General features: G+C 62.9%; 8 protein-coding genes. 4 read left to right on the plus strand and 4 right to left on the minus strand.

The window, feature by feature from the left end; genetic code table 11:
* Nucleotides 1–117 precede the first annotated feature (117 nt).
* The 3 genes from yiaY to ACB028_RS01410 all read left to right on the plus strand — a co-directional run bounded on the left by yiaY (nt 118) and on the right by ACB028_RS01410 (nt 2,447).
* On the plus strand, nt 118–1,269 hold the full coding sequence (gene yiaY, locus ACB028_RS01400) for an L-threonine dehydrogenase (protein WP_371143310.1): 1,152 nt from the start codon (nt 118–120) through the stop codon (nt 1,267–1,269).
* Between the two features lie 144 nt (nt 1,270–1,413).
* The gene (gene bamE, locus ACB028_RS01405; protein ID WP_026457574.1) at nt 1,414–1,752 is read left to right on the plus strand and encodes an outer membrane protein assembly factor BamE; all 339 of its coding nucleotides are present in this window, start codon (nt 1,414–1,416) and stop codon (nt 1,750–1,752) included.
* A gap of 65 nt (nt 1,753–1,817) precedes the next feature.
* Complete coding sequence (locus ACB028_RS01410) at nt 1,818–2,447, plus strand: NAD(P)H-binding protein (RefSeq protein WP_342009533.1); 630 nt, start codon at nt 1,818–1,820, stop codon at nt 2,445–2,447.
* 124 nt (nt 2,448–2,571) lie between these two features.
* On the opposite strand, the gene ACB028_RS01415 is transcribed toward ACB028_RS01410, so the two are convergent.
* Both ACB028_RS01415 and ACB028_RS01420 read right to left on the minus strand, forming a co-directional pair.
* Nucleotides 2,572–4,266, minus strand: a complete 1,695-nt coding sequence (locus ACB028_RS01415; RefSeq protein WP_124240136.1) for a pyridoxal-dependent decarboxylase — start codon at nt 4,264–4,266, stop codon at nt 2,572–2,574.
* Nucleotides 4,267–4,455: 189 nt separating this feature from the next.
* A complete protein-coding gene (locus tag ACB028_RS01420) occupies nt 4,456–5,472 on the minus strand; it encodes a lipoate--protein ligase A (protein WP_371143490.1) in 1,017 nt (338 codons plus the stop codon).
* Nucleotides 5,473–5,937: 465 nt separating this feature from the next.
* Here ACB028_RS01420 and ACB028_RS01425 point away from each other — a divergent pair, with 465 nt between their 5' ends.
* Complete coding sequence (locus tag ACB028_RS01425; RefSeq protein WP_371143311.1) at nt 5,938–8,421, plus strand: diguanylate cyclase domain-containing protein; 2,484 nt, start codon at nt 5,938–5,940, stop codon at nt 8,419–8,421.
* Between the two features lie 69 nt (nt 8,422–8,490).
* Here ACB028_RS01425 and ACB028_RS01430 read toward each other — a convergent pair whose 3' ends face one another.
* A complete protein-coding gene (locus ACB028_RS01430) occupies nt 8,491–11,664 on the minus strand; it encodes an efflux RND transporter permease subunit (protein WP_371143312.1) in 3,174 nt (1,057 codons plus the stop codon).
* Nucleotides 11,627–12,652: an efflux RND transporter periplasmic adaptor subunit gene (locus ACB028_RS01435; RefSeq protein ID WP_371143313.1), complete on the minus strand. Its 1,026-nt coding sequence runs from the start codon at nt 12,650–12,652 to the stop codon at nt 11,627–11,629. Before ACB028_RS01435 ends, ACB028_RS01430 begins: the two co-directional genes overlap by 38 nt.
* Nucleotides 12,653–12,672 lie beyond the last annotated feature (20 nt).

The following is a 12,672-nucleotide window of genomic DNA, read 5'->3' on the forward strand; positions in this document are numbered from 1 at the left end:
TACGTGATCGAGTCCATAAAGTTGTAAAACAGATACCATTGACCCCTTTCCATCCCCTCTCTGGGTGCTATGTTGAAGCCCGCATACCACTTAATGGCTAACGACAGGAATTCCATCATGGCAACATTCAAGTTCTATATCCCCGCGATCAACCTGATGGGTGCAGGCTGTCTGCAAGAGGCGGCGGCCGACATCAAGGGTTACGGCTACCGCAAGGCACTGATCGTCACCGACAAGATCCTCAACCAAATCGGCGTAGTGACCAAGCTCACCGCCCTGCTGGCACAAAACGGCATCGACAGCGTGGTATTTGACGAGACCAAGCCCAACCCCACCACCAGCAACGTGGAAGCGGGTCTGGCGATGATCAAGGCCAATTGCTGCGACTGCGTCATCTCTCTGGGTGGCGGCTCCCCCCATGACTGCGCCAAGGGTATCGCCCTGGTGGCGGCCAACGGCGGCAACATCAAGGACTACGAAGGGGTGGATCGCTCCGCCAAGCCGCAACTGCCGCTGATCGCCATCAACACCACGGCCGGCACCGCCTCCGAAATGACCCGTTTTTGCATCATCACCGACGAGGCCCGTCACGTGAAGATGGCCATCATCGACAAGCACGTCACCCCGCTGATGTCGGTCAACGACCCCGAGCTGATGCTGGCCAAGCCCGCTGGCCTCACCGCCGCCACCGGCATGGATGCCCTGACCCACGCCATCGAGGCGTATGTCTCCACCATCGCTACCCCGGTGACCGATGCCAGCGCCGTCATGGCAATCCAGCTGATTGCCAAACACCTGCGCACCGCCGTCAACCAGGGCGATGATCTGCACGCCCGCGAGCAGATGGCCTATGCCCAGTTCCTGGCCGGCATGGCGTTCAACAACGCAAGCCTTGGCTACGTGCACGCCATGGCCCACCAGCTCGGCGGCTTCTACGACCTGCCACACGGGGTCTGTAACGCCGTGCTGCTGCCCCATGTTCAGGCCTACAACGCCCAGGTGAGCGCCGCCCGTCTGAAGGATGTGGCCGGTTTCATGGGTGTGGATGTCAGCGCCATGAGCGACGAGCAGGGCGCTGCCGCCGCCATCGAGGCCATCAAGGCCCTGGCCCGCGATGTCAAGATCCCGGCCGGCCTCGAACAGCTCGGCGTCAAGGTCGATGACTTCGACACCCTGGCCAGCAACGCCCTGAAAGATGCCTGCGGCTTCACCAACCCGAAACAGGCGAGCCACGAGGAGATCGTCGCCATCTTCCGTGCGGCCATGTAACCGGGTCATGGTTGCACCATCTCAGCAAGGGTCGCAATGCGGCCCTTTTTATTGGCTGATGGATCAATGGCTTTTTACTTCCGTGGAGGGAGTCGGTATGATTTGCCGAGCCAAAAAAGACTGTATGGATGATCTGAACTCGATATGCGGATGAAACACCTGATTGCCGCGGCCCTGACCGCCCTCACCCTCTCCGGTTGCAGCCTGGTCTATCGTATCGATATTCCCCAGGGCAACTATGTGGAACAAAAACAGGTCGACAAACTGCGCCAGGGCATGACCCGCGAGCAGGTCAGCTATGTACTGGGGACCCCCATGCTGCGCGACGGCTTCGATCCCAACACCTGGTACTATCTCTATGAATTCCAGCCGGGGCGCGGCGAGAAAGAGCGCAAGGAGCTCACTCTGACCTTCGCCAATGACAGACTCACCACGGTGACGGGGGACTTCCCGCTGCCCGCAGCCTTCAATACCCCGCTCTGATATATCGCAAAACCGGCCTCGCGCCGGTTTTGTTTTAGTGAAGGCATGATGCCAGGGAGAACGCCATGAGCCGTATTCTGATAGCCGGGGCCAGCGGATTGATCGGCCGCGAGCTGGTAAAGCAGATGCCCGTCGAGCATGAGCTGACCCTGCTCTGTCGCAAACCGGGAGAGGCCCCCCACCACTGGTTGCCGGTGGACTTCGACAAGCTGGCCGAAGTGGCCCTGCCCCAGCCGGTGGATCTCGCCTTCTGCGCCCTGGGCACGACTCGCAAGGCGGCAGGCTCTGCCGAGGCGTTTCGCCGGGTCGATCTCGACTATGTGTTGGCATTTGCCGATCTGGCCCGTCGCCACGGCTGTCAGCGTCTTGTGGTAGTCTCGAGCCTGGGGGCCAATCCCGACTCCCCGGCCCTCTATCCGCGCACCAAGGGGCAGATGGAGCAGGCCCTGCTGGCCCTGCCCTGGCAGCGGCTCGCCATCGTGCGCCCCGCCATGCTGCTCGGCCATCGCTCCCCTCCCCGCCTCTCGGAGCAGTGCTTTCAGGCTATCTACCCGCTGTTTCGCCCGCTGCTGCGGGGCAAACTGACCCGCTGGCGTGCCATCGAGGCCCATCAGGTGGCTCACGCCATGCTCATGCTCGCCCGCCAACCAGCAGGGATCGAGATCGTCGAAAACGAGCGGCTGCTGGCCCTCTGATCCCGGCTCTACGACAATGTAAAAGGGCAAGCCATTGGCTTGCCCTTTTTACTTGGCGCGTTACTTGGCGCGTTTTCGACGCAGCCCGCTGTCAGCTTGTGTGACTGGCAATAACGCCCCCTGCTTAGCCGCGAAGGTGTTCGATAAAGGCGTCGATCTGCTCGCGGCCGCAGGCCGGGTTCATAAACACCGCCTTTTCCCCGGCAATGTAGGAGTAACGCCCACGCGCGTCGTAGTCGGAGCGGGCCACCGCCTCGACCCAGTTGGTGTAGAGCCCCACCTTGCCGCGCCCCTTGAAGATCTGGCGATGCCAGTCGGTGTTGCGCGCCAGCCGCGCCTTGTAGGCGGGATCGGGGCTGCGAGCCAGCTCAAAGGCGAACTCGGCCTCCGGATCCTGCACCCACTCGGGGTTGTAGATCTTGAAGCCCACGCTCGGTCCCTGGTTCTCCTGGGCCACCAGCTTGACGTTGCCAAGCTGGCTCAGACGGAAGCGGAAGTAGTTGGCATTTTGCAGGCAGTGGGCCAGCACGGTGCGATACCCCTCGACCCCCAGGTAGTTGAGGGCCGCGTAGGCGCCAAACAGACCGCTCGCCCCGCGGGAGCACTCTATGGTGGACTGCAGGTGGGTGTGGCCCTGGATGTCGCGCTCGAAATAGGAGAAGTTCTCCGGATCGTTCTCCATCGCCTTGAGATCGTCCTGCTCCTTGATCATCACCAGGCTCGAGGTGTAGGGCACATAGCCCCACTTCTGGAAGTCGACGGTGAAGGAGTCGGCATATTTCAGCTCGGCAAAACGCGCCACGTTGCGCTCGATACCGGCCAGGGTGGCGGCGTTAATGGCCAGCGGGTTGGCGGCAAAATCGTAATCGAGGAAGAAGATCATCGACCAGCCGATGGCGGCGTCCACGTGGATGTGGGGCTTGACCGCCACCTCGAAGCGCTCGCACAGGCGATCCCGCAGGTCCACCACGGGTTTGACCTGATCCACCCCGAAGGTGTCGGTGGTGCCCATGGTGAGCATGATGGTGGGCACCACGTGCTTCAAGGCAAAACAGGCGGTCAGGGTGCGCTCGAGATCGACCAGATCGATGTCGTTGTTCTCGCCGACCTGAATGCGGATGGTCTTGTTCTCGATGTCCACCCCGAGCAGGGAGAGGTTGGTGATGTTGGAGTAGTGGCCGCCCTGAGAGTTGATGATGCGGTAGTCCTGATAGTGGCCGAGCCCCTTGTGCTTGGCCTCGGGCAGGCTCTTGCGAATGCCGAGCAGGTAGCCGTAGAGGTTACAGAAGGTCCCCCCCTGGGTGAAGATGCCGGTGGCCCGCTCGGGGTCGTAACCCGCCAGCAGCGCAATCTGGCGCACCACCTTCTTCTCCAGCTCCTCGGCCACCCCGGCGTATTCGGAGTAGACCAGGTTGGGATTGGCCAAAATGCCCATCTGGGCACCGTAGATGGCGGGATCCGCCGACATGGTGATGACGTTCTCGACGCTCGAGGGGTTCTCCCAGTCTTTGGACAGTGCACCGGCAAACAGCAGTTCGGCCATGGGCTCGCCCGGGGTACGCATGGCCGCCGGCACCGGCATGGTCTCGCACAGATCGGCGAGGCGGGCGCGGCCGTCCGGCCAGGCATTCAGGCGGGCATCGGGGGCCAGACCGCGACGACGAAATTCATTGAGGGTGGCAAAACCGGGTTCGCGGAACACAGGCCAGAGATCGGGATCGCGTGAGAAAAAATTGGCTTTGACGGTGGCAAAACGGGCAGCAAAATCGGGGTGAACGGCGTTGACGCCTTCATCTTTCAGATAAACCAGGTCACTCATTTTTATACCATTAGTACTGCAAGTGTGCGGTTCTTATACCGCTCGGATCACACCATCAACAGCGACAATATCTAATGGGCTCCCCTACTTTTTGTCATGAATGAGTGATGACGGGGGCTGGCAGAAAGGGGCCTTTTGAGCACCCCTTCACGTTTTGTTACCTGGCTCACACTTTGGCTGGCAAGTCGATCAACGCAGCGCCGTCCGCAACCAGGTGACAAACTCGGCCAACTCATCGTGCCGGGACGGGTAGGCCGCAAGCCAGGGTTGCAGGCACGCCTCCAGCGCCTCGGGTTGATAGGGGCAGCCGATCAGACGCTCGCCAAGCAGCTCGAACGGGGCAGGATCCAGGATGTCGCCAAAGAGCCGGGCACGACTGATGGCCCCCTTCTCCACATCGAAATGCAGCTCTACCCCACCCCAGCCAAAGCGTTCCTCCAGCAGATGGGTAAACGCCGGGGCGTGACCAAAGTTCCACTCCCAACTGCGCTGGCGGGCGAAGGTTTCGGCAAAACCCGGCAAGTCTGGCATCCGCTCGGGGGAGATGTGCTCGGGCTGAACCTGCTCACCATAATGGCTGAAAAACGCCTCGCACAGGGCCTGACTCACCTGTTGATGGTCGATACCGGGGAGCAGCTCGCTTAGGTTGGCGACCCGGCTGCGCACCGAGGTGATCCCCTTGGCCGCCAGCTTCTTGGGATCGGGATTGAGGTAGTTGGCAAGCTGGCCGAGATCGGCATCGAGCAGCAGGGTGCCATGGTGAAAACCGCGATCCAGGGTCTCCCGGTAGGCCGAGCCCGACACCTTGCGATCCCCATCCGGGGTGGCCACCAGCAAGTCGTTGCGGCCGGAGGCGAAGGCCTCGACCCCGAGCCGTGCCAGGGCATCCAGCACGATGGCGGTAGAGATGCTCTTGTCATAGCCGGGCTTGCCCGCCATGAAGGTGAAGCAGCTGTTGCCAAGGTCGTGGAACACGGCGCCACCACCGCTGCTGCGCCTGGCCAGGGTCACCCCGTCCTCCTCCATCCGGCGGGTGTTGCACTCCTTCCAGGGGTTCTGGGCGCGGCCGATCACCACGGTATTGGCGTTGCGCCACAGGAAGAGCACCCGCTGGTGCGGGTCCATCTGGCGGAAGATGCACTCCTCCACCGCCAGGTTGAAGTGGGGATCGTGGGAATCGGAGATAAGCAGACGCAGAGTAGCCATGCCGTTGCCTCGTAACGAAAAAGAGAGGGCCATGATACCACCCGGCCCCTCTCCTTTGCCCCCCTATCCCGTCCCGGCTTGTTGTGTCGTTACGGGCTCATTTCACTCCATTTTTTCTACACTCGGTCAACATGCCAGACACAGGCAAACAACACTCAAATGACTATCTCGCCCCGTTCGCTCATTTATTGACGGATTACTTGAAAAAAAGCGTCATTCAGTACAAAGTCAGCGCAAAATCAGGGTCAAACGCACCAGTCTTGAACAACAAGAGGCCTGCAACCGGGTTGTTATGGGGTTCGTTTGTAGCCATAATAACGATACTCCAACTCCAATCGTGATGAACGACACAAAAACGACATATTGGCAGTCTCATTTTGCTCCTAAAGGTGCGCCTGCCCCCTATCCCCCCCCAATGGAATTGATTACTCTGGCGATAGCAGCCGCTATCGAGGGGACCCCTGTATGACTCGAGCCCACGCCCTCCTTTTCCCTGCCTGGCATCGATGTTCCCGGTTTGTCCGCCTGCTGTTCGGATCCACCACTCTTCTCCTGTTTTCCCCTCAACTGTTCGCCACCGAACAGCTCACACTGCAGCTCAACGGACATCACCAGTTCCAGTTCGCCGGTTACTATGCCGCCCAGTTCAAGGGTTTCTATCGGGATGCCGGTTTGCAGGTCGAACTGCGCGAAGGAGAGCCCGGCATGGACACCACAGACTCAGTGCTCTCGGGCCAGGCCGGTTACGGTATTGGCAACAGCGATCTCTTGCTGGCCCGCGTCGCCGGCAAACCGGTCGTCGCCCTGGCGGCCATGATGCAGCACTCCCCCTTGGCCATCCTGACCCTGCCGGACAGCAATATCCTGCACCTCTCCGATCTGGCACAAAAACGCGTGAGCCCGGATCCCTCGTCCAAGGAACTGATCGCCTATCTGCACACCCGCTATCCGGATGCCGCACCCACCCTGGTGCCCTACCAAAGGGGGAGCTCTGCCCTGCTGCAAGGGGAAGCTGACGCCATCGCCACTTACGGCACAGACGATGCCTACCAGCTGCAACGCCAGGGGCTCCCCTATCGCCTCCTGCGCCCCATCGACAGCGAGATCGACTTCTACGGCAATATCCTGTTTACCTCTGAGCGCGAACTCCAGATGCACCCGGATCGGGTGCTGGCCTTTCATCAGGCCAGCCTTAAGGGATGGCGCTACGCCATGGAACATCAGGAAGAGGTGATCAACTGGCTGCTCAGCCGCCATCCCAGCGGCTCAGGTCGCGAGCAACTTGCCTTCGAGGCCGACGAAACCGAGCGGCTGCTCCAGCCCAATCTGGTGGAGATAGGCTACATGTACGAGGGACGCTGGCAGCAGATTGCCCACACCTATCTCAATCTCGGCCTTATCGCCAACCAGCCTGATCTGGGCCGTTTCCTCTATAACCCGGACAAGGCCCAGGACAACCGGCAACTGCGCAAACTGGAGCAGCGCATCTCCCTTGCCCTGCTGATCGGCTTCTCCCTGCTGACCCTGGTCAGCGTCTTCTGCTACCTCTACCTGAGGCTGCGCCGGGAGAGCCGTGAGCGCCAGCAACTCACCCAGCGACTGGCGCAGCGCGAGCGTCACTACCGCTTCGTTGCGGAGCACAGCGCCGACGTGATCTGGACCATGGAGGTGAGCTCCCGCCGCTTCAACTACCTGAGCCCGGCCATCAGCCAGCTCTGTGGCTGGAACCGGGAAGAGGCCATGAGCCTCTCCCTGCCACAGGTGATGCCGGAGGCATCGATCAAGCGCCTGGACGAGGAGCTGGATCTGGCGCTGGCGGCCTGGCAGCGTGGGGATCATGCCCAGACCCGGCGCGTCATCCGCCTCGAACTTCACCACAAAGATGGGCAGAGCCTGACGACCGAAACGGTCACCACCCTGCATGGCAACGAGGCAGGCGAGCCCGATGCCATCATAGGGGTCACCCGGGACATCACCGAGCAGGCCGCCGTCGCCCAGACCATGGAGCGTCTGGCTTTCTACGACCCCCTCACCAACCTGCCCAACCGCCGCCTGCTGCACAAACGGCTCAATCAGGCGCTGGCGGAGCATCAGGCCCAGCCATTGGCCCTGCTCTTTATCGATCTGGATCACTTCAAGCCGATCAACGACACCCTGGGCCACGAGGTGGGGGATGCGCTGCTGATCATGGTGGCCGAGCGGATGAGCCGGCTTATCGGCAAGGGGGGAATAGTGGCCCGCCTTGGCGGGGACGAGTTCGTGATCATGCTGCCGGGCATGGGGGCCGAGGCGCTGCCGCGGGCGGAGCAACTCCAGCGCGATCTGCTCGCCCCCTACTATCTGAGCTGCGGCCGGGAGCTGCGGATCTCGAACAGCATAGGGATCGCCCTCTATCCCGAGCATGGCCGCACGGCCAGGGAGCTGATGCACCACGCCGATCTGGCCATGTACCAGACCAAGCACGGCGGGCGCGGCCAGGTGAGCCTCTATGCGCCGGATTTGGCGCTCGATCAGGGAGCCCTGCAGTGGAATGCGAGCCACCAGTGCGGGCATCCCCGCATCGATGCCGAACACCACCAGCTGTTCGTGCTGGCCAACCGGCTGCTGAGGCGAATGAAAACCCGCGAGCAGGAGCCGGAGGCATTCAGGCAGGCCCTGCAGGCGCTGTTTGATGCCACCCGCCGCCACTTCGCCTTTGAAGAGACACTGCTCGAGGCCATCGATTTTCATGACAAGGCCCAGCACAAGGAGGAGCACAGACGCCTGCTGGCCCAGGCCCAGACGTTGGCGGATGCATCGATGGAGGAGCTGGACAACCACGCCTTCCTCAATTTCATCCTGCAGGAGCTGGTGGTCGGCCACATGAACAAGACGGATCGCAGCTACTTCGCCCAGGTCAAGGCGCACCTCTACCTGCACGGCGATACCCTGGTCTTCGCCACCCCGTAATGCCGAGCGGTGCAAGAGAGACGAAGGGAGGTCATGGGACCTCCCTTCGTCTCTCGGTTTGCGGATTGATCAGGTTTCCTGATGACGACCTGACAGCAGGCTGTAGTAGAGCAGCGGGATCACCACTAGGGTGAGCAGGGTGGAGACCAGAATGCCAAAGATCAGGCTGATGGCCAGGCCGTTGAAGATGGGGTCATCGAGGATGAACAGGGCACCGATCATGGCCGCCAGCGCCGTCAGCAGGATGGGCTTGGCCCGCACCTGAGCGGCGCCGATCACCGCCTGCTCGAACGCCATACCGGCGCTGCGCTGCTGCTCGATGAAATCCACCAGCAGTATGCTGTTGCGCACGATGATCCCGGCTAGGGCTATCATGCCGATCATCGAGGTGGCGGTGAACTGGGCCCCCAGCAGGGCGTGGCCCGGCATCACTCCGATCAGGGTGAGCGGGATGGGCGCCATGATGATGAGCGGCACCAGATAGGAGCGGAACTGGGCCACCACCAGCAGATAGATGAGGATCATCCCCACTCCGTAGGCAATGCCCATATCGCGGAAGGTCTCGTAGGTTATCTTCCACTCCCCGTCCCACAACAGTGCCACTTCCCCCAATTTATCCGGCTGCTGCACATAGTACTGGGGCAAGTCGATACCCTCCCCGGCGGCAAACATGCCGTAGAGCGGGCTGTCGGTGTGGCCCCCCATGTCGGCCACCACCATCACCATGGGCCGCATGTTCTTGTGCATGATATAGCTGGGGGCCACCTCGTCGCGGCGACTCACCAGCTCGGAAACCCGAATGAGCTGCCCGCTCTGGCTGCGTACCTTGAGCGCCAGGATACCGACCAGATCCCGCTTGTCACCGGCCGCCAGCTCGAGGCGAATGGGCACCGGGTACTTGGCCCCCTGACCGTGCAGCCAGCTGGCATCCTGATAGCCCACGCCGCCGTTGAGGGTGGCCACCAGATCGCCAAGTTCGACCCCGAAGCGCGCCGCCTTGCTGCGATCGATCACCAGCCGCCATTTGGGCTGAGGGTCGGTCAGATAGATGTCCACATCCACCAGATCCGCCGTCGCCACGAAACGGGCCTGCACGTCGCGCGCCGCCGCTTCACGCAGCTTCGGCGTGGGGCCATACACTTCCGCTACGATGGGTGACCAGACCGGCGGGCCGGGGGGCACTTCCACTACCTTGAGATTGCCGCCGGCTGCGGCGGCGATGGCCTGCAAGGGGGCGCGCACCGACCGGGCAAGCTGGTGGCTGCTGCGATGGCGCTCGTGCTTGTCTACCAGATTGACCTGGATATCCCCCACATTGGCACCGCTGCGGATGAAGTAGTGGCGCACCAGTCCGTTGAAGTTGATGGGGGCGGCGCTGCCTGCATAGACCTGATAATCCTTCACCTCGGGCACCCTGGCGAGCTCCCGTCCCACCGCCAGCAGGGTGCGCTCGGTCTGCTCCAAGGTCGCCCCCTCCGGCATGTCGAGCACCAGCTGGAATTCCGACTTGTTGTCGAAGGGAAGCATCTTGAGCACCACCCACTGCACCATGGGCATGGCGGCGGCTCCCGCCACCAGCAGCAGGATGACCAGCCAGAGCTTGTGTCTCGCGCTCCTGGCGCCGTCACCGATCAGGAAGGGGGTCATCAGTCGGTGAAAGAGGCCGGCCCTGGCCTCGCCGTGGGCGACATGCCCCTCGCTCTTGAGCAGATGGCCCGCCAGCCAGGGGGAGAAGATAAAAGCCACCAGCAGCGAGATAAGCATCCCCATGCTGGCATTGATGGGGATGGGGCTCATGTAGGGGCCCATCAGACCGCTGACAAAGGCCATGGGCAGCAGGGCCGCGATGACGGTAAGGGTGGCGAGAATGGTCGGCCCCCCTACCTCGTCCACCGCGCCCGGAATAAGTGCTTTGAGGGAGCCCTTGCCAAGACCGCGATGGCGGTGGATGTTCTCCACCACCACGATGGCGTCATCCACCAGGATGCCGATGGAGAAGATCAGCGCAAACAGCGACACCCGGTTGAGGGTAAAGCCCCAGGCCCAGCTGGCAAACAGGGTCAGCGCCAGGGTGATAACGATGGCGATGCCCACCACCAGCGCCTCGCGCCAGCCCATGCTCACCAGCACCAGCAGCACCACCGCGGTGGTGGCGAAGATGAGCTTGCCGATGAGGGTGTTGGATTTGGTCTCGGCGGTGACGCCGTAGTCACGGGTCACCGTCACCTCGACGCCAGCCGGGATGAGCCGGTTCTTGAGGCTCTCGACCCGGGCCTCCACCCTCTTGGCCACCTCCACCGCGTTCTGCCCCGGCTGTTTACCGATGGCCAGGGTCACCGCCGGATAGCTGCGATCCCCCTGCCCCATCCAGCTGCGCTGGGTCGGGGTCTCCTCCCCAAGCGACACCTGGGCCACATCGCCGAGGTAGACAGGTTTGCCTTCATGGAGCCCCACCACCAGCTCGCGGGCCTCCTGCTCGCTTCGCAGGAACTGGCCCACCTGCACCTTGATCTCCCGGTTGTCCTGCACGATGGCCTGCTCGCTACCCACCTGGTTGGCGGCGGCAAGACGCTGGTTGAGTTCCCCCCAGCTGATGCCATGGGCGCTGAGGGCCGCCGGATCCGGCATCACCCGCAGCACGGCGCGCTGCGCGCCCAGGCTGTAGATGTCGCGGGTGCCGGGCAGGCGCTTGAGCTCGGTCTCCAGCTCGTGGGCAACCCGGGTCAGCTCGGCGGCGACCAGCTGCTTACTCCAGAGCGTCAAGCTGACGATGGGCACATCGTCGATCCCCCTGGGTTTCACCAGCGGCTGACCGACGCCAAGCCCCTGGGGCAGCCAGTCCCGGTTGGAATCGAGCTGGTTGTTGAGATCGACGATGGCCTGCTCGCGGCTCACCCCCACCTTGAACACCACCACCAGCAGGGCGCCGTCCGAGCGGGAGAAGGAGTAGAGGGTGTCTATCCCCTTTATCTGGGAAATAACCTGTTCGGCAGGGGTGGTGACGAGGGATTCGACCTCGGCGGGGCTAGCGCCCGGAAAGGGAATATAGACATCGGCGAAGGTGACATCGATCTGCGGCTCCTCCTCCTTGGGAGTCACCAGCACCGCAAACAACCCGAGCAAGAGCCCCACCAGTGCCAGCAGCGGCGTGATGGCCGAGCCCTGAAACAGCGCCGCCAGTCGCCCGGCCGGTCCCAGCTTGTGATCACTCATGGGCGACCTCCTGCTGGCGCGCCCAGGCATCTGCCGCCACCCGATCACCCCCTTGCAGGCCGGCCAGGATCTCGCACAGTCCCTGCCAGCAATCGCCGACCCGCACCGGCGTCAGGGCCCAGCCATCTCCCTGCCTGAGGTAGACACCATTGAACTCCCCCTGGCGCAGCAGGGCCTTGGCCGGGAGCTGCAGCACCTGGCGCTCACCTCGCTTGAGCTGCACCTTGAGCCACATGCCGGGCAGTACCCTGGCGGTTTTTGGCGGCAGATCGAGGCGCAGGCGAAAGGCGTGGCTCTGGTTGTCGGCGTAGTTGAAGCGGGTCAACTTGAGGGGCGTAACGGCCTTGCCATCCGGTAGCAATACCTGCACATCCACAGGCTGACCGGCCAGAGCGAGGGCGGACTGGGGCAGCTCCAGTTCCACTCGCAAGGCATCGAGGGAGAAGCCCGAGAGCAGCGGGGTGCCGGGGGCCACCGTCTCCCCCAGCTCCACCAGCCGTTTGGTGACGACCCCGGCGTAGGGCGCCAGGATGCGGGTATAGCCGTAGGCCTCGCGGGCCTGGGTGAGGGCCGCCTCGGCGGCATTCACCTCGGCGCGGGCGGCGCGATCGCTGGCCTGGGCCGTGTCGAGCTGGGCGCGGGTGATCACTCCCTTGGCGATGAGGGCCTGGAAGCGGGCGAGCTGGCGCTCGGCCTCCACCTGCTGGGCCTGGGCCCGGGCCAGACGCGCCTGCGCACCGGTGACGGCGGCAAACTGCTCCTTGCCGCTGATCTCGAGCAGAGGCTGCCCGGCCTGCACCTCATCGTTCACATCCACCAGCATGCGGGAGACACGGCCGCTGGTCTGGGCCGCCACCGTGCCCTGATTGATGGCGCTGACAGTGCCATCCAGCGTCAGCCAGTCGCTGATCTGGCGAGGAGAGACGGTCAGCACCTCGACGTTACCAGCCTCGGCGGCCCCAGCCAGGGGAGATGTCATGGCCAGCAGTACGGCCCCCAGCAAACGGATGTTGCCCATGATAATCCTCCTTCCCTGGA

It is taken from the genome of Aeromonas sp. S9(2024), from assembly GCF_041403185.1.
Lineage (GTDB): Bacteria > Pseudomonadota > Gammaproteobacteria > Enterobacterales > Aeromonadaceae > Aeromonas > Aeromonas enteropelogenes.

Coding starts and splice junctions, on each gene's coding strand:
- ACB028_RS01415 (WP_124240136.1), bottom strand. CDS start 4,266: ATGAGTGACCTGGTTTATCTGAAAGATGAAGGCGTCAACGCCGTTCAC.
- bamE (WP_026457574.1), top strand. CDS start 1,414: ATGCGGATGAAACACCTGATTGCCGCGGCCCTGACCGCCCTCACCCTC.
- ACB028_RS01435 (WP_371143313.1), bottom strand. CDS start 12,652: ATGGGCAACATCCGTTTGCTGGGGGCCGTACTGCTGGCCATGACATCT.
- ACB028_RS01410 (WP_342009533.1), top strand. CDS start 1,818: ATGAGCCGTATTCTGATAGCCGGGGCCAGCGGATTGATCGGCCGCGAG.
- ACB028_RS01425 (WP_371143311.1), top strand. CDS start 5,938: ATGACTCGAGCCCACGCCCTCCTTTTCCCTGCCTGGCATCGATGTTCC.
- ACB028_RS01420 (WP_371143490.1), bottom strand. CDS start 5,472: ATGGCTACTCTGCGTCTGCTTATCTCCGATTCCCACGATCCCCACTTC.
- ACB028_RS01430 (WP_371143312.1), bottom strand. CDS start 11,664: ATGCCTGGGCGCGCCAGCAGGAGGTCGCCCATGAGTGATCACAAGCTG.
- yiaY (WP_371143310.1), top strand. CDS start 118: ATGGCAACATTCAAGTTCTATATCCCCGCGATCAACCTGATGGGTGCA.